Below are 22873 nucleotides of genomic sequence, written 5' to 3' on the forward strand. Positions count from 1 at the left end.
ATAACAACCATGCATGAACCAACCACATTCGCGATAAATTGCCGTGACGTGAGCAAAACCTTCAATGCAACCAAGGTATTGGATCAGATTGATTTTCAATTGCCAAGCGGCAGTTTGGGGGCACTGCTTGGGCCTTCAGGCTGCGGCAAAACAACCTTATTGCGATTAATCGCTGGCTTCGAAACCATCGATCAAGGCCATATTTGGCTTGGCGACCGCGAAATTGCCAGCGCCAAAACCCATGTGCCAACCGAACAACGCCAGATTGGCATGGTTTTTCAAGAATATGCCTTGTTTCCGCATTTGACGGTTGGCCAAAATATTGGTTATGGCTTAGGTCGCCAAGCTCGCCAGCAGCGTATCGACGAATTACTTGAATTGGTTGGCTTAGCAGGCTTGGCCAAACGCATGCCCCATGAACTTTCTGGCGGGCAGCAACAACGGGTCGCTTTGGCGCGCGCGCTTGCTCCCAATCCGCAACTCTTGCTGCTCGACGAGCCGTTTTCCAATCTCGATGCAGGCTTGCGCGACCAAGTGCGCACTGCGACCAAGCAGATTTTGCGCCATGTTGGGGCCACCGCCCTCTTTGTAACCCACGATCAAGAAGAAGCCCTGAGTTTGGCCGATCACGTGACGGTGATGCTTGGGGGTAAGGTGATGCAAAGCGCCAGCCCGCACGAACTCTATTTGCGCCCAACTAGCCAAGCAGTGGCCCAATTTGTGGGCGAAGCCAACTTTTTGGCTGGCATCGCTCGTGATAATAGCGTTGAATGTGGATTGGGCCAATTGTTGCTAACCAAGCCAATGCATGGCCCTGTGACCCTGATGATTCGGCCTGAAGCGCTGCAACTTGTCCCCGACCCAACTGGCAATGGTCAGATTCTCGGCCAACGTTTTTATGGCCACGATCAACTGCTTGATGTACAAATTGGTGCGTTGCACCTGGCGGCGCGAACTGGGCCACGGCTTGATCTTGCGCCAAATTTACGGGTTGCGGTGAATGTCCAAGGGCCAGTTGTGGCGTTTCAGGCCGAATCATCCTAGAAGCCTTGTTGGCGCAGTTCCGCTAGTTGGGTTTCGGCTCTATTGATCCAATGATCAAAATATTTAGTTCGCAGGATCTTAATATTCGCTTTGGCCTGCTCAACAATTGTTTCAGCAGCATCAAGCCGCTTGGTTGACTGTAAAACCTCATATAAATACATCAAATTTAATGTCATTCCTTGTAGATCACTATTAGCTTTTGTATGTGCTAAAGCTTCATTTAACGCCTCGAGTGCCTCATCAATTCGATTAACTGCGAGTAACCCAGATGCATAATTCCCTAGCGCAATTGGTAGCTTATGCGTATCATTCGCTAAACGAAAAGCATTAATCGATTTTTGATAAACATAAATCGATTTTTCGAAACGATCACCCATACGAAAAAGATTGCCAATATTGTTATAAACTCTACCAATATCAATGTACATTGGATATTTTTTATAAATTGCTAAACTTTTCCTCCAATAATTAAATGCAATGTCTTTATTGTTAATTGATTGGATAACCGCTAAGCGATTGTATACTTCTGCAAGAAACAATAGCTCATCCGGATATTTTTGTATTATTTTGATCGATGTTTCTAAATATGTGGCTAAAATATAAACATCATCACTAACATAATTCCAATAGCTCCCATGAAATACACTAAAATGATAGAGTGTTTTTGCATAAATAAGATCAGCTTGGCCATTATTAGTATCAATGATTTTCTTGCACCAATCTAAACCATCCTTATTATAACTCTTTTTAAGCCAATAAGGAATAATTGCATACACTATTTCAGCTAAGCGATGATCATATGCTGCATTATCCAACCAGTGTAGTGATTGAATAATATGCGGATAATAGAATTGAATTTGATCGATCCATTGTTCTTTATTTGAATCAGTATGCGGATTAATCTGCAAATAATGATATACATAATTAATAATTAATTCTTGAACCGCTGCTATATGTTGTAGGCTGCTTAATTGCTGTTGGGCATAATCACGAATTGTTTCCAACATCATATAGGCTGATACATTGTTAATTGATACTCTTTTTAGAAACTGATGTTCTACCAAAAGATGCATCTGTTGTTCAATATAATCGTGACTAAATTGGGGAAAGAGCGGATATGTTAATTCAAGATTCCAAGGAGCTTGAAAAATACCTAAATGATTGAAGATATATTTGGTTTCTGGTTCAAGCAGTTGATAACTCCAATCCAAGGTTGCATATAACGTTTGATGGCGAGCTTCAGCATCATTGGTACTATTGGTTAATAATTCAAAGCGTTTATTTAAACCAATAACGATCGCTTCGGCAGTTAAATGATTGCAATGACCAGCAGCAAATTCAATTGCTAATGGAATTCCATCAAGTTTATGACAAATACGTTGGATTGCTGCAATAGTATATTGATTAACTTGAAAAAAAGGATTGATTGCTTGTGCTCTGCTAACAAAAAGCCTTAAACTATCAAAATTATCGATATCGCTTATGGCTAATTGGGTTTGCGGATCTGCAACACTGAGGCTTTGAATTGGCAGTACATGTTCACCATAAAGATTTAATCGAATTCGACTAGTCGTAATAATTTTTAGGCTTGCAGTTTGGCGCAATAATGTACTAAGCATTGGTGCAATGCTTAACATATGCTCAAGGTTGTCTAAAATAAGAATAGTTGACTGCTCAGAAAAATATTCAGCCAATAAGTCAATCAAGTCATCTGTTTGCGGGTTATAAGGAATCGCTAACTGACGAGCTAAAAAAAGCAAGGCTGCTTCAGGCTCACGAATATCAACAAATGAGCAAAAATAAACCTTTTGGTCTGCTTCAGCCTCTAGTTCATGGGCTAACTGAATTGCCAAGCGGGTTTTGCCGATGCCACCGATTCCAGTCAAGGTGATGAGCCGAACTGATTGCTGCAATATATTATGGATAAAGGCGATTTCTTGCGAACGCCCAATTAATGGCGTTAGCGGATGCGGGAGTTGGCTGCGTTTCTGGGGCTTTAACCGTGCTGGTGGTGCTTGTTGAGCCTGCTTAAGTGGCATTTCACTGGTTAGTTGCAGGCTGAGGGTTTGCCACAGATCGCGCTGATGGCGATGGAAGGTTGCGGCATGAATATGCAAGCGCTCGCAATATTCGATAACGCTGGCTTTTGGATGTGCTGTAATGACCGTTAAAAGATTTAATTGACGCTCACTTAAGCGTAAGTTTTGCAGATATTGATAAAAGCCACTTAAGCCACCAAATTGTTGGATTGCTGTTTGCCACTGGGCATGCTGAAGCAGCCGCTGCGGGTTTTGCAGCAATGTTTGAATATTCGTTGGTGTCCATTGAAGGCTCAGGTCGGTTTTCATCAACAAAACCCATGGCTTTGAGGCTCGTATGCTGCCATTATACCCTGAAACAACGCTCCTGTAGCGTAAATTGCATCAGGAGCGTTGTAAAGCTATTCAATCGAAGTGTTAATCGGTTAGTTGCCAGAGCATGGCATCGGTAAAGAAATAAAACGTATCATCATAATCATCATAGCCAACAACTTGGTTCGCCTCATTGATCGCCACCGCATTGGTGCGCGAGGTGCTCATGCCTGAGCTGCCTTCCCAGAGGTAGAGCACTGTACTATTGCGCCAAACCGTCGCTTTGGCATTGCCAGCATCATCATACGTCCGTCCTACGACAATGCCAGCATCGTTAATATCATTTGCATAGGTATAATCAGTACCAGTGCTTAAGTCGGTGGTTACGCCATCGTCCCACACAAAGGCCCGTGGGATGCCATCGGTCAAGACCATGGTGCCAACAATTTGCTCATGGTTATTAATCCCATTACCAAAACTTTGTATAGCCGGTACATTCAGGTCAATAATCTGGCCATTTTTCCAGATCACGGCCCGGTTTTGGCCGTTGGCGTTGGTGCTACTGCCAACAATCACCTTATGATCGTTAATTTCGTTGGCGGAACTGGTTGTACCACCAAGCGTCCCAAGATCAGTCATGGTGCCGCGATACCACATAAAGGCGTGGCTTTCGCCATTGGCCGTATCACTCGTGCCAATGACCCGTTCGCCATTGCTCACATCGCTGGCGCTACTATTCGTGCCGCCCAGCGTGCCAAGATTGATTTTATTGCCACCACCCCGCCAATAGAAGGCCCGCGTTTGGTCGTGACCAAAGGTGCTTTTACCAACAACATAGCCAGTATCATTGATGCCATAGGCATAACTTTTTTCGTTTTCACCGCTCAAGAGCGGTGAAATTTCGGTTTTGGTGCCGCGCCGCCACATAAAACCACGATAATCTGACGATTCGGTCTCGGCGTAGCCACTGACTCGCCCAAAATCATTAATATCGGAGGCAAAGCCATCGTGGCCACCAAGCGAGCCAATGGTCGTTGAGGTATAGCCAGGGTTGGTTGGAGTTGGGGTTTGGGCATAAACAGCGGGGGCTTGCAGTTGACTAAGGCCAACAAGACTAACAACGAGCAGGCCACTAGCAACGATTTTTCTTCCTACATGCATTGATCGCTCCTCCAAAAAACTCTTCATGGAATGGAAGCAATGCTGAAGGCAAGAGTTTATTTGATTCGTATGGTTTGGCTGTTAGGCCTAGTATACCCCATCAACGAGCACGTGGCTAGACCAAAGATCATCCTTCATCCCTCATCCTTTGATTCAACTTCTCACCCACAATTAAGCTGATTCGGCTACAATAGCCAGCGAATTCGACGCTACACGACGCTCTTGCCGTGTAAAAAGGAGTTTGTATGCGTATTTTGGTCTCCGGTGGCGCTGGCTATATTGGCAGCGTAACCAGTGCCGCATTGCTTGATGCTGGCTACGATGTTGTGATCTTTGATAATTTGCGCCAAGGCCATCGCCAAGCGGTTCCTGCTGCTGCGACCTTTGTCTTCGGCGATCTCAATAATATTGCCGAAATTCGCGCGGCCTTCGAAGCTCATGGCCCCTTCGATGGCATTTTAAACTTTGCTTCGCATACCTTGGTCGGCGAGTCGATGCAGCACCCTGAATATTATCTGCGCGATAGCGTTGTGGCTGGGATTAACTTGTTGACGGTGGCCGCAGAGCATGGCGTAAAAGCGTTTATTCTTTCTTCAACTGCCAATTTATTCGATGACCCGGCCAAAATGCCGATCGACGAAAACGAGCGCATTGTGCCTGGCTCGCCCTATGGCGAGATGAAAGCATGGACGGAGCGGGCGCTCTATTGGTATGAACGTGTGCATGGCATTCGTTATGGAGCCTTGCGCTACTTCAATGCCTGTGGCTGTACGCCCACAATTGGCGAACATCACGACCCCGAAACCCACCTTATTCCCTTGATTTTGCAAGTTGCCTTAGGCCAACGCGAATCAATTGCGATCTTCGGCGACGATTATCCAACGCCAGATGGCTCGTGTGTGCGCGATTATGTGCATGTGAGCGATTTGGCTTCGGCACATATTCTGACCCTGCAAGCCTTGCTCAATGGTGGAGCCAGCCGCCGCTACAATTTAGGCAACGGCGGTGGGTTCAGCGTCAAAGAAGTTATTCAAGCTGTGCGCAATGTAACAGGGCATGAGATTCCCGCAGTTGTTGCCCCGCGTCGCGCTGGCGATCCAGCGACCTTGGTTGCGTCGTCGGATACAATTCGCCGTGAGTTGGGCTGGGAGCCACGCTATGCCACAATCGAGAGCATTATCGAAAGTGCTTGGGCTTGGCATCAACAACATCCCCATGGCTATAGCGAATAATTAAATTTCAAGGAGCAGCACTGATGGTTTCAACGACGCAACCAGCCTTTCAAGATCAATTGCAGGGCAATCATTGTTGGGGCTGTGGCAAGGATAATCCGCATGGCTTGCAGATCAAAAGCTATTGGGATGGCGCTGAAGCTCTTTGTCATTGGCAACCACAAGCGTGGCATTGTGCCTCGCCAACCCATGTGCTCAATGGCGGAATAATCGGCGCATTGATCGATTGCCATGCAATTATCAGCGCCATGGCCTTGGCTGCTCAACAGGCAGGGGTTGCGCTCAGCAGCACCACGCCAATTTGGTATGTGACTGGTAAGCTCGAAATTGCCTATCATAAACCAACCCCACTTGGGCCAAGTGTTGTCTTACGGGCACGTTTCGATGTGCAAAGCGAACGCAAAACCTTGGTAACCTGTACGCTCAGCGCAGATGATCAGCTGTGTGCAACTGGCATAGTGTTGGCCGTGCGCGTGCCCAGCGAGTGGATGCAGGCCTAAATTTAAGCTCTACTCACCCTAACTCCTCGCCCATCTAACGGGGCGAGGGGTTTTTCGGTTTAAGCTGAAGAGATGTGATCACGTAACCTTCTGGGTTGTTTGCGCGTAAAGCGTACCAAGAATGGTATTTGATTAAACGATTAATGCATAAAGGGGTTTTGCATGGACGAGGAATGGGATATTAATAATAGTCGCCGACCAACGATTGGCCAATATATTGATCTTGCCAAACGCGATTATGCAGCTGCCATGCAAGCTCTCGAACCTGATCCCAACGCTGATGCCCTGACATACCTCGATCAGCAATGGGCTAAAGAAAGTGTCAAATATACGGGGATGCAAACATCACGCAATGGCATGCCAGTGCAGCAAAGCCCAATGGTCTTGATTGTGGTGTGTAGCGTGTTTGCAAGTGTTTTGGTCGCGACGATCGTGATTGGCTTTCGAGCGCATATGCCACAACTGTATTGTTTTAGCCTGTTTTCGTTGTTGTTTGTGGTAATGTCTGGGTTTGGTATCCGTAACCAATTGCGCTTTGCCCAAGCCAAAAAGGCCTATTTAGCCCAACGAGCTGCATTAATCGCCCAATTAGGCATCAAACCACAAGATGTTCCGCGAGCGCCGGTGATTGAAAAACCACTGATCCATAAATCGGTAACAACGTCTGCGGCAAATCAAATTCGCCAATTACAATATCATTATCATAGTATCAATGATCAAGAACAATATCGGCGTTCGGTCTTGAGCATTATTGCTCAGGCACCTGAGCATGAGCGCCAGTATCTCAAGGCGCTCGCTGCCATTGAATCGGAATGGGTCCAAGAACGGCTTAAGTATGTGCGTTTTGAAAATGGTCGTCGTGAACAACGAGCAAATCGTCCGGCTAATTTGTGGTTTGTCTTAGGTATCTGTTTCTTATTTGCTGCAGTTGGCATTCAGCAAGGCATCTCAACGGGCAATTGGGTCAATATGCTTGGATTTCTTGTAATCCCGACAATCATTTCCATCACAACCATATATTCAAATCAACGAATCAAAGCCTATCGCGCTTTAGAAGATAAATATGCTGAACGTCGCAATCAACTGCATGGCCGCTTTCGCGATCAAGATCCATTTTAAGATTTTGGAATTGACATAATTAATATCTAAAGCGTAACCTTCCTGTTAGCAATGCGTAGAGCCTAACAGGAAGGTCTTTTGTGATTAAATAGCTAAAAATGAAATTTGTTTGAAGGTTAAAGGAATAAAAAAATGGCAAAATTAACTGAATTTCCCGCCATGATTGCTGAAGCGTACAAAGAGCAGCTTGCAATTGAACACGCCTTAGAACCTGATCCTAATGCCGACCCCGTGACCCAACTTGACCAAGCATGGCGCAAAGAACGCGCAAATTATGTTGGTATGCTGCATAGTGATAGCCCAAATTCCTATGCTGGGCCATTAATTAGCATAACCTTCTGCTTATCATTTTTTGGAGTTGGGGTTATGTTGTGGCGCGAGGCCAACGCGCTGTCTAGTTGGTTTGCCTATTTCCCTGCAAGCTTTTGTATTATTTGGAGCTTGCTCGTTCTCTTGGCGCTGCCAAATGCGATTAAAGCGGTACTTGGCGAACGCCACTATCTGCAAAAACGGGCTATGTTGGTCAAACACTATGGCGACCCAAAAGCAACCACTGAATTGCTACTTTCAGGCAAGCGTTTACGTTATTCATGGCCCAAAAAAAGCCGCTCGGAAGCAGAAAGCCGTTTTCATGAGCTGCAAGCTGAATATTACGATTCAGGCCGCCGTGACCAAACTTATTATGCTACGCTGCAACGCTATATTGCCCATGCCCCAGCAGCCGATCAACGCTATCTCAGTGAATTAGCTCAATTAGAAGAGCGCTGGCTTAAAGAGCGGTTTGGCTCGTTGCACTATGTTAATCAGCTGGAAACCAATCAAGCCCCGAGTGTTTTTGGTGCTTGGTTTGTCTTTGGTCTAGGGCTGGGCTTAATGGGATTTGGGTTTATGCTGCTCAATCGCAGTGCTTCATTATTGTATCCGTTGCTCTGTGCTGCTTTTGGGTTAACAATGTTGGCTGGCTCTTTTTCAATTCGCAAACGAGCAATTGCCTTCAATGCAGCAGAGCAACGCTATTTTGCCCAACGCCAACAGCTGTGCCACGATTATGGCCGCTAAATAGTTGAAGCTAATGATTTGGATGGAGGCTTAGGTTATGCCCGAACCAACCACATTTGGCACATTGATCGACCATACTGCTCATTGCGAACAAAACCTCGTAGCGAAAGATCCCTTGGATTCGCTTGATCAGCAATGGGAGCAAGAACGGATCGGCTATGTTGGTAAACATAACGCTGATCCACGGATTAAGCTTGTCAGCAGTTCGATGTTTGGTTCATTGTTATGTGTCGTGCTGATCTATGCGGCAATGACTTTGCGCACTGCAATTGATCAAGCTGACATTCGCTTTTACTTGGCAACGCTTTTGCTCACTGTAGTATACATGCTCCTAGGCTTTGGCTTGCGCGGGAGTATCCGTTTGCGCTTGGCCGAACGCCGCTATCTTAAACAGCGAGCAGCACTAGCCAAAGCCCTAAATCGGCCAAGCAAGCCGAAGCTATTAATTCCCAAACAACGCATCTCTTCACCAGCAAACCCTTATGCAAACCAATGGACAGCTGCTGAACAACAAATCTATGCGTTGCAAGAAGCGCATTATGCTGAACCAAAGCGCGATAAACATTATCACGCAACCATCCAACGGATCATTGTTGATGCGCCAAAAGCTGAGCAAGCCTACCTGACCGAATTGGTGCAATTAGAGCAACGTTGGCTCAGCGAGCGGCTGCGCTATCGCAATATTAAGCCCGATTATTACTATCATCCGGAGCGTCCCGATGAAGATGGATCGTATACGATTCGGTTTGCGATGAACAGTTTGGTTACTTTATTGATTGGGCTAGGGATAGCGGGCTTTGGAATCTGGCTGGTTTGGAAATACTCAGCTGCGCTGCTGAATGGCATGGCATTCATTGCAATGGGTGTTGTTTTCATGATAGTGGCATGGGAGACGAAGCACACAACACCAAATCTCCACCAAGCAGAACAGCGTTATCTGCAACATCAATATGCCTTGGCCCAAAAATATGGTCGCTTGCATCAATAAGCAAGCGATCTGAGGCAGCGGCTTAGGACCCATGCTCAGATCGCTTGGTGGTTGGTTTAGCGTTTTTGTTCGCCCTCGGCAGCCTGTCGCCGCAGCAATTCAAGAATTTTAGTTTGTGGTAGGCCAGTTTGGGCTGCCAAGCGAGCTATCTCCAGTGAAAGCTCGCGCGGATTTAGGGCCAAGATCCGTTTGGCTTCGGTGGCTTGGGTCTTTTTATCAATCATCGCGGAACTCCTATGCTAGCTCACAACTGAGTTAGACTCATTGTAGCGCAAATGGCTTAAGCTTCAAGTTATGAACGCTTAAGTTTATTGAGTATGCGCATGGCTCGACCATTATTAACCGCGTTGAGCTGTTGTTCAAGGTGTTCGAGATATTGATTTTTGACCTCAAGGGTTGCTTCGAGACGACGAATATACTGATTCATGCTCTGGAGTTGCTTGGCAATCTCTGCATGATCGGCCTCGAACCAAGCAAGTTTTTGGCTGGTTTGATCAAGCTGGGCTTGCAGTTCAGCACTATGGCGGCGTTGGGCATTGCGCGAAGGTTTGGCTGCATAGATCGTGAGAAACAAATACTCTGCTGATTCATCGCTATACAAGACTTCAAAGCCAGCTTTTTCCAAAACCATGGTTAATGTGGCAGCAGTATAGTGGACTGGATGCGAGGCACAAAAAATATGCAAGCCATGGCCACGGCGCAAATATTCATCGGCAAAGCTGTAGGCGGGAACTTGAATAGCCAAAACGCCATCGGGCGTGAGCAAATCGTAGAGTTGTTGCAGCATCTGAACTGGCTGCTGCAGATGTTCGACCACATGCCAACAGGTTATCAGATCGAATAATTGACCTGCTGGCAAGGCTTCGAGATTGGGATAGATCGGAAAGCCAAAGCGTTCGCGGGCCGCTGCTGCTGAAACGAGCGATAATTCTACCCCGCTTGGCCGCCAGCCGCGACGCTCTGCTGCCGCCAACAAATAGCCCCGATTACAGCCAACATCGAGAATCGAACGCGGCTTGAGGTCGGTCATTGTTTCAAGCCAGGCAATGATCTCATCGCGGTCGTCAACGGCTTGGGCTTGTTGCTCAGCATCGTAATCATAGACATCGCTTTGATCTTCAAGCATATGAATGCCTGCTAAGCTCAGGCGTGGATTCTGGTAGACCACCGAGCAGCCAAGGCATTGATTGAGCGTTACGCCTATTTCAAGATGTGGTTCTGGGTAATGGGCCACAAAGCGTGCCTCTGGGTGCTGACAGATAGGGCAGGCATTGATAGATTCGATTGGGAACGCTTGAGTCGTCACAGCACAATCCTTTCGATACAAAGTTGCATGGCGCATCGCTTGGGATGCTGAGTGCTTGCCCATTATACCAACGCTGATTGTTACGCAAGCGATACAATTGCGCTTGATATTATGCAGTATAATTGGCTCGCTATGAAACATATTGCTGTTGTGATTCTTAATTTCAATTCGGGCGATGTCTTGAAACCCTGTTTAGCTTCCTTGGCAGAGCAAGACTGGGATGGTCGGCTTGATGTCTGGGTGGTTGATAATGCGTCAGCCGACTCCAGTGTGGCGATGGTGCGCGAGCAGTTTGCTTGGGTGCGCCTGATCGCATCGCCGGAAAATATTGGTTTTTCTGCGGGCAATAATCTCGCCTTGCGCCAGATTTTGGCTGAAACGCCAACGCCTGAGGCGGTTTTGGTGCTCAACCCCGATACGGTTGTGCCAAGTAATGGCATTGCTGGCTTGGTTGCGGCCTTGGTTGAACGGCCAAAAGCGGGGATTGTCGGGCCAAAGTTGGTGCTAGCCGATGGCTCGCTCGACCTTGCGTGTCGGCGTGCGTTTCCTTCTGCCGAGGTTGCGCTCTACCGCATGATTGGTTTATCGGCGCTGTTTCCACGCTCGCCGCGCTTTGGCCGCTACAATATGACCTATCTCGATCCTGATGTGACAACCGAAGTTGATTCGATTGTCGGTGCTGCAATGTTGTTGCGCACTGAAGTCTTGCGCGATGTGGGCTTGCTCGATGAAGCCTTTTTTATGTATGGCGAAGATCTCGATTGGTGTTATCGCACCAAGAGCTACGGCTGGCAAGTTTGGTACGATCCACGGGTAACCATTTTGCACTATAAACGGGTTTCGAGCACGCGTCGCGCAGTGCCCTCGATTCGGGCATTTTATGATGCGATGCGAATTTTTCATCGCAAGCATTATGAGGCAACCACGCTTGCACCGCTGAATTGGTTGATTTATCTCGGCATTCGATTAAAAGAATGGCAAGCGTTAGTGCGCAATCGATTGCGCCCGTTAGCCTCTCGACGAGCAATGCATGGCAACAACAAGAATGCTTAATCAAACAACCGTCGTTACGCGCCGCTATCGTTACGTTGTGCTATTGCTGCTGATTAGCTGCGATATTATTGGCGTGAACGGTGGTTTTTTCTTAGCCTACTATCTTAATCTCGATGCGATTGTGCGCGAATTTCAGCCGCCCAGTGCCGGCCAAGTGCTGCTGACCTTGGCGGTGCTGAATGCGTTGTTTGGCACGCTGTTTACGGCCAACGGGTTGTATCGCATGCAGCGCGGTGGCTCGCGCATCGACGAAGGCTACCATATTTTTCGGGCGATTGCGATTGGCACGGTTATGTTTATCGCGCTCAATACCGTGTTCCCGTTGCTCAATATCACCACCCAAACCTTGGTCTATGGCTGGATTTTGGCGATTATTCTGACGACGATTTTGCGTTTGCTCTATCATCAGGGCATTGGTCAACTGCGTTTGCGCGGCTATGATACGCGGCGGGTTTTGATTGTTGGGGCTGGCGAAATTGGCCAATTGGTCTATCGCCAGATGAGCAAAGCGCCAACTTTGGGCTACCAAATTATTGGCTTTCTCTCCAACGATATTCCGACTGGCCAGCAAGTGCTTGATGATGTGCCAGTCCTGGGTAAACGGGCTAAACTTGGCTTAGCAGTGCGCACCTGTGCCATCGATGAAGTGATTATTGCCGTCAGTGGCGCTTCATATAACGATATTTTTGCTTTGGTTTCGCAAATTGATGATGAAAGTGTGGCGATTAAAATTTATCCCGACGCATTTCAATTGATCACCAATAATGAAGTGTCGGTTGGCGAATTGAGTGGTTTGCCGCTGATTACCTTGCGAGCTGTGCCGCTTGATCGCCAATTGAACCGTACGATCAAGCGCTTGCTTGATGTGGCAGTTTCGGCGGCAGCCTTGATTATGCTTTCGCCGTTGTTGCTATTAATTGGTATTTTGATCAAGATTGATTCGCCAGGCCCAGCATTTTTTATTCAAGAGCGGGTTGGCCGCGATGGTCGGCCATTTAAGATGATTAAGTATCGTTCGATGCGAACTGATGCTGAAAAAATGGGCACTTGGACAACGCCAAATGATGATCGGCGGACGCGTTTGGGCACATTCTTACGGCGTTTCTCCATCGATGAATTACCGCAATTTATCAATGTGTTGTTGGGTGATATGAGTGTGGTTGGGCCACGGCCTGAGCAACCGCGCTATGTAGCTCAATTTAGCGAGCAAATTCCGCGCTATATGCATCGCCATCGCGAAAAAGCTGGCATTACTGGTTGGGCACAAGTTAATGGCCTACGTGGCGATACCTCAATCGAGGAGCGGACGCGCTACGATTTGTACTATATCGAAAATTGGTCGCCCATGTTCGATATTAAAATTATTATTCGCACTGCCTACGATGCGATTCGCGGCAATGAGAACGCCTACTAAACCAGCCCCGCTCCACAAAACTTGGAGCGGGGCTGAATTTTTTTAGGCAAAAATTGGCGTATCGCCTTCGCTGCGTTCGCGCGGCAGCCACCAAATCGGAATCAATGCCAACAAGCAAATGACGGCGGCAGCAAAAAAAGTACTGTGATAGACCGTCATCTCATTTTGGGTGAACGCTGCTAGCGCCTTGCCATTCTCTAAATCTTCGAGGGTTAATACCAAGCGGCTGTTGAGGGTGTTGCGATAGGCTAAACTCCACGAAGCCAAAGCCGAAACGCCCAAGGTAATGCCGACCATGCGCAAGGCATTCAGCAAACCAGCTGCCGTGCCCATTGATTCGCGGGCAACGTTGCCAATTGCGGCGGCACTTAAGGCTGGCAACACCAACCCAAAGCCAGTTCCAGTCAGCAACAGATAGATTGTTAATATCCATTGGTTGGTTTCAAGGTTCCAAAAGCCAAGCAGGCTAAAACCCACCGCAGTGATGATCATGCCAAGGCTGGCAACCAAGCGCGCGCTAATCCGCCGCATCAGCATGCCGCCCAAAACAGCGCCAATCGGAATCATAACCGTCAAGCGCATGAGGGTTAAGCCACCGCTTAGAGCATCGCCTGAGAGTACAGTGCCAACAAAAAACGGCACATTGACCATACCAACAATCAAGGCCATGCCCACCAGCAAATTGGTGATATTGGCGGCGCTAAATGCTGGAGTGCGAAAGGCGCTTAGTTCAATTAACGGCGTTTTGGTGCGGCGTTCCCACCAAATAAAGCCGATAAAACTAACTACGGTTAACGCCAACAACCCAATTGTGAGCGGCGATGTCCACTCGACTGCATATTGGTCGAGATTGCCGCTTTCGGCGCTTGGCTCAACGGCGAGACTGCCGAGTGAGCGTGAAAGTGCCACTGTTAACGCGGTTAAACTGATCGCGATCAAGCCGCCACCAATATAATCGACAGCGCCACGATTGCCTGGCCGATCGGGCAACGTGCGAATAATCGCCCAAGCTAGCACTGCGCCCAATGGTACATTCAACCAAAAAACCCAGCGCCAACCATCAATATCCAGAAGTTGAATTTGGGAGATCAGGCCGCCATAGGCAGGGCCAAGCACCCCGCCAGCTTCGCCAGCAGCGCCCATAATCCCTAACGCAGTCGCATGATGAATTGGTTTAACTTCGTCCATGGCGATTGCAAGACCAATCGGCAAGACCGCGCCGCCGCCAATGGCCTGAACGATGCGCCAAGCAACCAACGACCAAACGCTATTGGCCAAGGCACAGCCAATCGAGCCAACCACAAAAACCGCTAGCGCGGCCAAAAATAAACGCCGATGGCCGTAGGCATCGGCGATGCGGCCAAGCAACGGCATGGCAACGGTGTAGCCAAGCAAATAGCCAGTAATAACCCAAATGCCCTGTTCAAGCGCTTGATCGACGCTCAAACCCAAAGTGCTGACCACATTTGGTAAGACGGTGATGACTACCGTTTGGTCGAGTGCAGCCAGAAAAATAATCAGGGCTGTCCAAACAAGGCCCCATGGCCAGCGACGTGTTTCTGCCATATTGTTGGATTCCTACCGCTAGTTTCTCTTCGTGCTGCATCATAGCATGTAGCTTTGGCCCTCGACAAGGATTGTCACGAGCGTTAACAGATTGGGCTTTGGGAATGTGGCTTCGCAGATCGATTTAAAAACCATTCTAATAAAAGGTGGTATGTACGATATAGTGGATGCAATTGATTGCAGTATGGAGGCTAACGATGCACTTGCCACGCGGAAGCACTGGTTTTTGGATGTCGCACGACGATCCATTACCAGTATTTGATCCGAAGGATTTTACGCGGCTTGGCTATGCGGTAGCCCAAACCCTCGGCGCGCGGATCGTGAAGCGTGATATTCATTCGCAGTTCGCTCGAAGTTATCATGTGCTGATTGTTCAAACTGGGCAGACTGCTTGGAGTTTGCTTGGGCATACGGTTCACCCAATTATCGCCAGCGTTGCAGGAATTGTCGATCCCTATGTTGATCAGCGGCCTTTTTGCGATCTGCCAGGTTTGGCAGCGCTTGCCGTAAGTTTTGGTGTGACTAGCTATCCCCCAACGATGCTGAATCATCGCGTTGAGGAAGCATGGCTCAGCAATTTAGCACCAGTCGAGGTACGCGAGATTCGCGTTTGGAAACCACAACGCATGGGTGATATTCTGTTTAATTATTGGGACTAAGAGCACGCTTGCGGCTTAGCTTGGGCTTGCATCTCGTGTACAACCTCGGCTAAGCTTTTATTGGCCAGCACTTGTTGCATCGCTGCTTCGGCACTGCTGAAAATGGTACTGAGCACTGGCTGAATTGTGCGCCCACAGCGGCAATCTTGGTTGGGCGAGCTGGCATGCAACGGTAAAATGCGACAATTTTCGGTCGCATGATAAATATCGTTGAGGGTAATTTCGTTGGCGGAGCGCGCCAAGCGTGTGCCACCATCTGCGCCATATTCGGTATGCACTAAGCCCGCTTTGTTCAATCGGCCCAAAATTCGCCGAATAACCACCGGGTTGGTGTTGACGCTGGCTGCAATTGAGCTTGAGGAAAGAGCTTGATTGGCATTGGTTTCAAGCAGTGCCAAAATATGCACCGCTACAGCGAATCGACTGCTTGCACTCATGGTTTTTTGCCTCATTGTGAATATGAAACAAGTATAGTTACATTTTAACCAGCTGTCAATGAAGCTCAAATAGCGATTTGGTGATGCTTTGATAACAAACGTATCAATACCATTTTTCAACTAGGTGCGATCGTTGGGCGCAAATAGGCTTGCAATCGCGCTGCGTGGGCTACTTAAAATAGGGATTCTTTGTTGACATAATTGTATGGCATTAGCCATTGATGCCTGCGCGAGCACAATCACATCGGCGGCCTGAATTTGCTCAAGCTGGGTGGCAATTTGCTGGAGATAGCTGGCTTGATCGTTGGCTAAAAATGCTTGCCAGGCAGCGCCACAAAGGTAGGTATCGATCTGAATTGGTTTGGCTTGGGCAATGCTGTGCAAGAGTTGCTTGGTTGGCTCGAGCGTGCTTTCCAAGGCTGCAACCACGGCAATTCGCGAGCCAAACCCAATTGCCTGCTCAGCCATCGCGCGATCAACGCGCACAACCTTGGGGTTGAGCGTCTCAGCGAGGCCGCCAAGGGTTGAGCAGGTGCAAAGCATTTGCTGCATTCCTTTGGCTTGTAAGTCGGCAATGATGGCTGTGAGTTGCTGCGCCACGGCTGCGCTTAGACCTTCGTGGCGTGCTTGCTCAAGTAAGGCTGGCACAACCACGTGCTCAACCGCACAGTTTGGCTGAATTTCAGCAATTAATTGATCAAAGGTTGCCACGTGCACAGCGGCAGTGTGAATCAAACCCAAGCTGTTGATCATTGTTTTTCGACGACCTCGGCCAATTGCTCTGCTGCTTCTGGATTGTTGGCTGTGCTTTGGATGGGCGTTTGATCGCTGGCTTGGCGTGGCACACCAGCCAAGGCTTCTTGAACCAAGGTTTGCATGCGCTTCATTGCATCACGGGCAAAACGCAACTGTAAATGCCGCCCAAACAATTTAAAACCAATCCAATAGATCGGGTTGCTAATGCGCCCAGTCTGCGAGAAGGCATGAATGCGGAAGAGCACTTGGCCAGTTTCGACCATTTTAACAATGCTGAAATCAATTTGGCCGCGCTCGAAATGGCCTTGCAACGTTTGGTAGTTGTAGCCCCAAATGCGCTCGCTGCCATGGTCGGTCTGGCGGGTTTCGTCGATCACGCCACCAATTTTTACCCCGAAATAGAAGGTAAAACCCAAAAATGTGCCACGCAGCAGCATAATTCGCTGTTCTAGCGGCTGATCGGGAATATAAATGCCAGTGATCAGATCTGGTGGTGGAAAGCGATATTCGCGTAGCACGGCGCAGGCTGCCTGCCATGAGCCATGGGCTTGCGGCTCGCCTGGCTGTTCTGGCGGCAATTCAGCCTCGTAATCATCAACATTCCAGCCATTTTCCTTGGTATATTCGTGGACGCGCTGCAAATCGAAATTCAGTTGTGCATCGCGATACGCTTCAATTTGTTGGCGATATTGTTGCCATAAAGGTGTTTCAGTCATGGATCACTACCTCGCCCTCGGTTGTTTGTTCAATGGTGCTGGTTTGAATTTCGCCAAGCTGCTCTGCTTGGGCATATTCAACTACCCGTTCGCAAAAGGTGCGCCACACTTGGGTCTGGACTGCTTTGCCGATGCGATAAGCCATTTCGACCAAGCCATCGCGTGAGCGGGCCTCTGAGCCAATTTCAAAGCGCCAGGTTTGGGCTTGCTCAGGGTGTGGTTTAAGCTCAAAGCGAATCTGGCCTGCTTCGGGGTGGCCTTCGAGCGTGCTAAAACCGAAGCTCAACGGTTGGCTTTCGCGCACGCGTACCGAGCCATTCCACGGCCCCAAGATGGCAATATCATATTCATCGCCAATCTGCATCACGCGCTCATCGCCAGTGGCTTTGCGAAAATCGGCAAACAAGCCAGGGCTGAAATCGGGCAAATTGGCCTTAATATGTTTGACCAAGCTTTCTGGTGTTTGCTTGGGCGCTGCAAAATCGACCCAATAGCGGCGACGATAGAGCGAGCCGCTACCTGCTTGTGGTCGTTGGGTTGTTTTGCCGCGTTTGAAACGGCGCTGCCAGAGTTGGCTTAGGCCGATGAATCCAAGCCCCAGCCCGAACAAATAGACGATATGCCGTCGTTGCATGGTTGACCTCAGTGTAAACCGTAATTGATCATAGCTGATCTGCATTGTATGCAAAAAGAGCACCACGAATGTTGCTGGCTAGCGGTTTGTAGCGATCGTTTAAGTAATGCTCGTTCTCAAGGCAGGCAAGTGGTGGTTTGGATTTTGCACTTAAGCCCGCAGTGCATCCCCTCGATCCTTATGCTATGATAGATGAACGCTGCATTGATGATTGAGGATATGTTGATGGATTTGCTCCCCCATTTACCCATCCTGCACACACGGTTTGTCTATCAATTGTTGGTGGATGCACGCCTTCCGCGCTGGAAAGGTGCGTTACTCCGTGGCGGTTGGGGACGGGCACTCTCCGCCGTATTTTGTTATCCAGACTGCGATCAGCCGGCTCACTGTTCGCATGCCTGTCCTTACCGCATGCTGTTTACCCCCGAAGCGCCACCTGGCCAGGTTGCTGGAGTCCGTGATGCGCCGCGTCCCTTTCTTGTGCGCCCTCCGTTGACTGATCACACGACTATGTGTCGTGGCGATCAACTGGTGTTTGAGGTGGTCTTGATCGGATCTGCGGTGCACTATGCCCATGTCATGATGGCCGCCTTTGCTCATTTAGGTCGCTTGGGATTAGGCGTGGATCGTAGCCCCGCGACGTTAATCCAAGGTTTCAGCTTTTCTGATCACACGCAGCAATTCATCCCATGCTTTCACGATGGACAATGGCTGCCGTTGACACCGCCCATCCAACCCCAATTTTTTTACGATGCCGTGCGTGATGCAGGCGATCGCTGGCAACTTCAGTTTGTCACGCCAACTCGTATTAAGCATGCAGGAACGATGTGTCGCCAATTTGACTTGCCGCTGCTGGTTAGCGCCGCTATTCGGCGATTGCAGCACCTCAATACCCTCTATGGAACAACCCCATGGCAGCCCCCAGTCGATTCGCTGCTGGCGGATGCGCGCGCTGCTCACGTTGCGAGAGATCGCATGCGCTGGGTGGATTGGGGACGAACATCCGAGGCAACTGGCCAAACTATGCACTTAGGCGGGATGCTCGGGACGCTTGATGTCTATGGTATGACACCCGCCTTGGCAACCCTGCTCATGATGGCATCAACCGTCCATCTTGGGAAAGCCGCTGTCTTTGGGAATGGCTGGTTTCGTGTGCAACCCACCATGGCTCCGCCTCAGGCGCTATGATGTGACGATCTCTCATAAACGTCGCAGACCACGAAATTAAGCTTCGTGGTCTGCGAGGCGTTGGTTATTCAAGCAGCAGCCGAATGGCCTCGCCAAAGGGAAATGCCTCGCTATCAAGGCCGCCAGCAACCACTACCCACAAGAAGGGATAATCAGGCGGCATTGCCGGAAAGCTGCCATAGCCATCAGTCAGATAGACCGCTACGACTGGCATATGCGGGCGAATTAAGCCCTCGAGGGCTTGAAAGAATGGCCGAAAATCAGTCCCGCCACCGCCGATTGGCTCAGGAATCGGGCTATAGGCGGTGAGTTGAAATGGGCCATGGGCTTCTGCATCAACATAAAACAGATCGCAGCTGATATGTGGATAGGAGCGCAAAATCCCTTGCACTTCATCCATAAACAGCTTTAAATGTCGCTCATCGATGGAGCCGCTGGTATCGACCGCTACAAAAACTTGCAGACTCTCGCCAGCTAAGGCATCGAGGTAGAGGCCGCGACTAATAAACCGCCGATCAAAGCCGACGAAATCGGTCGGCGTTTGCACCAAATAGCGCCATAAATAGGTTCGCCAATCAAGGTTCTCAGGATCGGTGCTGCTTAATTCGCGGCGCATGCTGCTCGGTAAACTACCTTGGGCAACCATCAGCGCAATCAGATCTGCTTGGTGACGCGCATTGCGCCAGTGCGCTTCCAGCACTGCATTGCGTTTTGTACCGCGCGTCTCTTGTTCAAAGCCACCTTGGCCACTGAGACCTGAGCGATCGGCCTCGGTTGCTTCGAGCAAATCGAGTGAGTCGGTCAAGGGGTAGCGGCTGGGGTCGCGCACTAATAATTCGTAGACTTCTTCGACGCTTAAGGCTTCAAGCTCAGGGTCGCGCTGGGTCAGGGGGTCGCAGCCAATGCCTTCAATTGTGCTGACAATGCCATTCAGCACAATATCGCAGGCCGTGTTCCAAATCTGTGGATTGCGATTGCCACGGCGGGGAATATGCAGCAACGCCGCATGCAACACCTGATGCAAAATCAAACGATCTTGGTCTTGCTGGCGCAGGGTGGCGAAATAATCAGGGTTGACATACACCCGCTCGCCATCGGTTGCTGATTGATTAACATTGGTTGCAGCCACAACTGGCGCAAACAACACCAGCGTGGCAAAGTAGGCCGAACGGGTGCGTAGCCGCAGCACCGACGCACTAATCATGCTTTCGAATTCGCTGGCACTCATGCCAGCATCCGTTGATAGGCTTGGAAGAAGGCTTGCAACTGGGCATCGCCTTGAACATAGGCGGCAAAGGCCCCAATTTGGCCCTTGAGCCGTAACTGCCGCATCAGATCGGCAATAAACACCTGTACCCATTCGGTTGGTGCTTGCGCTGCCATCCAACAAAAAGCTTGATAGGCGCTATCGGCGCTTGCAGCCCGCAAGGTCAAGCCAATCGTGTTGGCATAACGAGCACCTGGCTCGCTTGGAAAGGCAAGGTTTGCGCCTTCACCACGCAGAATCGCCTCAAAATCGGGCAGCGTTTGATAGAGTTCAGTGTAGGAGTAAAACTCAGCTGCTGCATCAATGCCCACCACCGGAGCAAGATCAAGTGCTGCTTGGTAGAGTTGGCTTGCCATAACCCACGAGCGTGGCGACGGCCAAGCTGGATGTTGAGGATTGAGCTTATGCAACAGGGTTGGGCGAAATGAGAGAAACGCAATCACCTGCTCAGCCACATTGGCATTCAGCGCATAGGCCTTGAAACTATCAAAATCGGGCGTAACTTCGAGGTGCACAAAGCGATTGGCCAACGGTGCTGGCATATCGAAGACCGAAGCCCGATCCTCTTTGCGATTGCCTGCAGCCCAGACAAACCAGCCCTCTGGCAGGGTGTACGAGCCAACCCGGCGATCAAGAATCAGTTGTTGGGCAACCCCTTGCATAGCTGGCGGAGCCATGTTTAATTCATCAAGAAATAAAATACCTTGGCCCGTTTGGGGCAGAAACTCGGGCGGAAACCAGCGCGCAATGCCGTTATCGGGCACTGGCAAGCCCCGCAGATCGGTTGGCGCAAGCTGCGATAAGCGCACATCAATAAACTCGATGCCACTGTGCTGAGCAATTTGGGCCACAATGCTCGATTTGCCAATCCCTGGCGGCCCCCAAATCATGGTGCTGAGATAAATCTTTTTTTGCACCAGCGTATCAAGGTAGTGCTGTAATTCTAACGGATTCATGCCTGCTCCTTCACTCGTTGCGCAAGCTGCGATTGAGCTGCGCGGCGGACAAAACAATGCGCATCATTGGTCAATGCGCTAACAATTTCTAGCGGGGATGATGGATTGAGCGCCAAGGCATAGCGCCCATACCAATAGGGGGAGCGCAGGCCTTTGCCCAAATGCTGAGGATCGGTGTAGGGATTGGCCATGGCAATAAAGTGAAACATGGGATGTGCCGAATAGAGCGCGGCGGTTAATGCCCGATCAAGCAACTGTTGGCGCGCAGTGACCGATGTTTGTGGATTGCGGACGACTGCATTGCGCACCTGAATCGATTCATCAGTGGCCAAGCGGGCTAAAATGGCGGGGGTGACATTGGGATGCTGGGCAATCGCCTTGCGCATGCGTAACGCCGACCAGCTATAATCGCGAGCCATCGTCGCCAATAGTTCGGCAGAAACATTGGGGTTCAACGCGAGTGCATTACGCACCGGCTGCACATCATCAAGCTCTAGGCGGGGCAACACCTCAAGCGGCGTATGAATATTGAAGGCAACTCGAGCACGCACGCTTGGATCATCATCATCAGCCAATAATTTGAGGATCTCGGGGTCGCTCGATTCAGCGGCGAGCTTGCGTTGCTCCCGATCTGCCATAGCAATGCTGGCCAGATCAAAAGGTTGGCTATTGACCGTATAGTTCATGGCCGCAAACACTTCATCTTCCAAGACCGTGACTGTTTGCAACAAGGCTTGTTGAATATGTTCCTCGTTTGATGCACGAATGCGTTGCTCAAGCCATGTTGGCAGCGTGCCCAGCGCCAGATGTTCAATCAAGGCTTCTTGACCATCAACTGGTGGTAGGGGGATCTGGGCCAATAGTGCTTCAGCCTGCGCTTGCCAATCAGCGCCAGCCTCGCCATAAACATTAATATGATAGGCAATGGCTTGGGCGACGTTGGGCGAGGCATAGCCGCGAATCGTATTGAGCAGATTGGCAGGGATTGCTGGGTGGCGCAGAAATACTAATAAGCGCAGTTCATCCATCTGGCGAAATAAATCGGGATGTTCGAGCAACAGCAACAGCAAAACAGGATTGGCCAGAAACGCTTCGGGAAAGTCAGCGGCAAAGTGTAAAAGCGTTTTTTGCGGCGTATTGGGGTTGGCAACTAAGGCGGCAACAATCGCCGTGCGTGGATGCGGCTCTAAAACAACCGCTAATGGGCCTTGGCGACCAACAAAGCGCAGGAAGTCGGTTCCGGAAGTGGGTCGTTCGAAGTCTGGGTCGGATACCAACTCAAGATAATTAGCAATCCGCAACAGCTCCTCGGGCGCGGTTGCAGGATCACCTGCTGCGTGGACCATGGCTTGTTCATCAAGCGATAAGGCATCATTTATCACAGGAAACCCTCCCAATAAAGCGCTTGTTTACCCAACCGCTCACATGGATAAACTCGGCTGATTGTACCATTTATCTAGATATCCT

General features: G+C 49.5%; 22 protein-coding genes. 10 read left to right on the plus strand and 12 right to left on the minus strand.

Going from position 1 to position 22873, the window contains the following annotated elements; all coding sequences use genetic code 11:
- The first annotated feature begins 9 nt into the window (after positions 1-9).
- Positions 10-1044, plus strand: coding sequence for an ABC transporter ATP-binding protein (locus C5S61_RS07470; protein ID WP_110514438.1), 1035 nt, complete (start codon positions 10-12; stop codon positions 1042-1044).
- Here C5S61_RS07470 and C5S61_RS07475 read toward each other — a convergent pair.
- The gene (locus tag C5S61_RS07475) at positions 1041-3392 is read right to left on the minus strand and encodes a tetratricopeptide repeat protein (RefSeq protein ID WP_110514439.1); all 2352 of its coding nucleotides are present in this window, start codon (positions 3390-3392) and stop codon (positions 1041-1043) included. The genes C5S61_RS07470 and C5S61_RS07475 overlap by 4 nt on opposite strands.
- Positions 3393-3500: 108 nt before the next feature.
- Positions 3501-4556: an HAF repeat-containing protein gene (locus tag C5S61_RS07480; protein WP_110514440.1), complete on the minus strand. Its 1056-nt coding sequence runs from the start codon at positions 4554-4556 to the stop codon at positions 3501-3503.
- 245 nt (positions 4557-4801) lie between these two features.
- Here C5S61_RS07480 and galE point away from each other — a divergent pair, with 245 nt between their 5' ends.
- The 5 genes from galE to C5S61_RS07505 all read left to right on the plus strand — a co-directional run bounded on the left by galE (position 4802) and on the right by C5S61_RS07505 (position 9454).
- The gene (gene galE / locus C5S61_RS07485) at positions 4802-5788 is read left to right on the plus strand and encodes a UDP-glucose 4-epimerase GalE (protein WP_110514441.1); all 987 of its coding nucleotides are present in this window, start codon (positions 4802-4804) and stop codon (positions 5786-5788) included.
- A gap of 23 nt (positions 5789-5811) precedes the next feature.
- The gene (locus tag C5S61_RS07490) at positions 5812-6288 is read left to right on the plus strand and encodes a PaaI family thioesterase (RefSeq protein ID WP_110514442.1); all 477 of its coding nucleotides are present in this window, start codon (positions 5812-5814) and stop codon (positions 6286-6288) included.
- A 162-nt stretch (positions 6289-6450) separates the two neighbouring features.
- Positions 6451-7407 carry a hypothetical protein gene (locus C5S61_RS07495; RefSeq protein WP_110514443.1) on the plus strand — a complete coding sequence of 319 codons (957 nt, stop codon included), beginning with the start codon at positions 6451-6453 and terminating at the stop codon, positions 7405-7407.
- Positions 7408-7539: 132 nt separating this feature from the next.
- Positions 7540-8466 carry a hypothetical protein gene (locus C5S61_RS07500; RefSeq protein WP_110514444.1) on the plus strand — a complete coding sequence of 309 codons (927 nt, stop codon included), beginning with the start codon at positions 7540-7542 and terminating at the stop codon, positions 8464-8466.
- 37 nt (positions 8467-8503) lie between these two features.
- Positions 8504-9454: a tetraspanin family protein gene (locus C5S61_RS07505; RefSeq protein WP_110514445.1), complete on the plus strand. Its 951-nt coding sequence runs from the start codon at positions 8504-8506 to the stop codon at positions 9452-9454.
- 56 nt (positions 9455-9510) lie between these two features.
- Here the strand turns inward: C5S61_RS07505 and C5S61_RS26800 are convergent, their stop codons facing one another.
- Both C5S61_RS26800 and C5S61_RS07510 read right to left on the minus strand, forming a co-directional pair.
- Positions 9511-9678: a hypothetical protein gene (locus C5S61_RS26800; protein ID WP_164689274.1), complete on the minus strand. Its 168-nt coding sequence runs from the start codon at positions 9676-9678 to the stop codon at positions 9511-9513.
- A 68-nt stretch (positions 9679-9746) separates the two neighbouring features.
- Entirely contained in the window at positions 9747-10760 is a 1014-nt protein-coding gene (locus C5S61_RS07510) for a class I SAM-dependent methyltransferase (RefSeq protein ID WP_164689275.1), read from the minus strand.
- 132 nt (positions 10761-10892) lie between these two features.
- Here C5S61_RS07510 and C5S61_RS07515 point away from each other — a divergent pair, with 132 nt between their 5' ends.
- Positions 10893-11813, plus strand: a complete 921-nt coding sequence (locus C5S61_RS07515) for a glycosyltransferase family 2 protein (RefSeq protein WP_110514447.1) — start codon at positions 10893-10895, stop codon at positions 11811-11813.
- On the plus strand, positions 11791-13227 hold the full coding sequence (locus C5S61_RS07520; RefSeq protein ID WP_110514448.1) for an undecaprenyl-phosphate glucose phosphotransferase: 1437 nt from the start codon (positions 11791-11793) through the stop codon (positions 13225-13227). Before C5S61_RS07515 ends, C5S61_RS07520 begins: the two co-directional genes overlap by 23 nt.
- A gap of 42 nt (positions 13228-13269) precedes the next feature.
- On the opposite strand, the gene C5S61_RS07525 is transcribed toward C5S61_RS07520, so the two are convergent.
- Complete coding sequence (locus tag C5S61_RS07525) at positions 13270-14793, minus strand: MFS transporter (RefSeq protein WP_110514449.1); 1524 nt, start codon at positions 14791-14793, stop codon at positions 13270-13272.
- Between the two features lie 197 nt (positions 14794-14990).
- On the opposite strand from C5S61_RS07525, the gene C5S61_RS07530 reads away from it, so the two are divergent.
- Positions 14991-15452, plus strand: coding sequence for a hypothetical protein (locus tag C5S61_RS07530; RefSeq protein ID WP_110514450.1), 462 nt, complete (start codon positions 14991-14993; stop codon positions 15450-15452).
- On the opposite strand, the gene C5S61_RS07535 is transcribed toward C5S61_RS07530, so the two are convergent.
- From C5S61_RS07535 to C5S61_RS07550, 4 genes are all read right to left on the minus strand, one after another.
- Entirely contained in the window at positions 15449-15889 is a 441-nt protein-coding gene (locus C5S61_RS07535; RefSeq protein ID WP_110514451.1) for an Rrf2 family transcriptional regulator, read from the minus strand. The genes C5S61_RS07530 and C5S61_RS07535 overlap by 4 nt on opposite strands.
- A 120-nt stretch (positions 15890-16009) precedes the next feature.
- Complete coding sequence (locus C5S61_RS07540; protein ID WP_110514452.1) at positions 16010-16642, minus strand: arylsulfatase; 633 nt, start codon at positions 16640-16642, stop codon at positions 16010-16012.
- Positions 16639-17361, minus strand: a complete 723-nt coding sequence (locus C5S61_RS07545; RefSeq protein ID WP_110514453.1) for a DUF1990 domain-containing protein — start codon at positions 17359-17361, stop codon at positions 16639-16641. The genes C5S61_RS07540 and C5S61_RS07545 overlap by 4 nt, the downstream gene beginning before the upstream one ends.
- The gene (locus C5S61_RS07550) at positions 17354-17995 is read right to left on the minus strand and encodes a DUF1990 family protein (RefSeq protein ID WP_110514454.1); all 642 of its coding nucleotides are present in this window, start codon (positions 17993-17995) and stop codon (positions 17354-17356) included. The genes C5S61_RS07545 and C5S61_RS07550 overlap by 8 nt, the downstream gene beginning before the upstream one ends.
- 225 nt (positions 17996-18220) lie before the next feature.
- On the opposite strand from C5S61_RS07550, the gene cas6 reads away from it, so the two are divergent.
- Positions 18221-19183 (plus strand): CRISPR system precrRNA processing endoribonuclease RAMP protein Cas6, encoded by a 963-nt coding sequence (cas6, locus tag C5S61_RS07555; RefSeq protein WP_164689276.1) that lies wholly within the window; start codon positions 18221-18223, stop codon positions 19181-19183.
- Positions 19184-19247: 64 nt separating this feature from the next.
- Here the strand turns inward: cas6 and C5S61_RS07560 are convergent, their stop codons facing one another.
- From C5S61_RS07560 to C5S61_RS07570, 3 genes are read right to left on the minus strand one after another with little or no spacing between them, the layout of a single operon-like run.
- A complete protein-coding gene (locus C5S61_RS07560) occupies positions 19248-20411 on the minus strand; it encodes a vWA domain-containing protein (protein WP_110514456.1) in 1164 nt (387 codons plus the stop codon).
- Entirely contained in the window at positions 20408-21406 is a 999-nt protein-coding gene (locus C5S61_RS07565; protein ID WP_110514457.1) for an AAA family ATPase, read from the minus strand. Before C5S61_RS07565 ends, C5S61_RS07560 begins: the two co-directional genes overlap by 4 nt.
- A complete protein-coding gene (locus C5S61_RS07570) occupies positions 21403-22788 on the minus strand; it encodes a hypothetical protein (protein WP_110514458.1) in 1386 nt (461 codons plus the stop codon). Before C5S61_RS07570 ends, C5S61_RS07565 begins: the two co-directional genes overlap by 4 nt.
- Between the last annotated feature and the right edge of the window lie 85 nt (positions 22789-22873).

The organism is Herpetosiphon llansteffanensis (assembly GCF_003205875.1).
GTDB classification, from domain to species: domain Bacteria; phylum Chloroflexota; class Chloroflexia; order Chloroflexales; family Herpetosiphonaceae; genus Herpetosiphon; species Herpetosiphon llansteffanensis.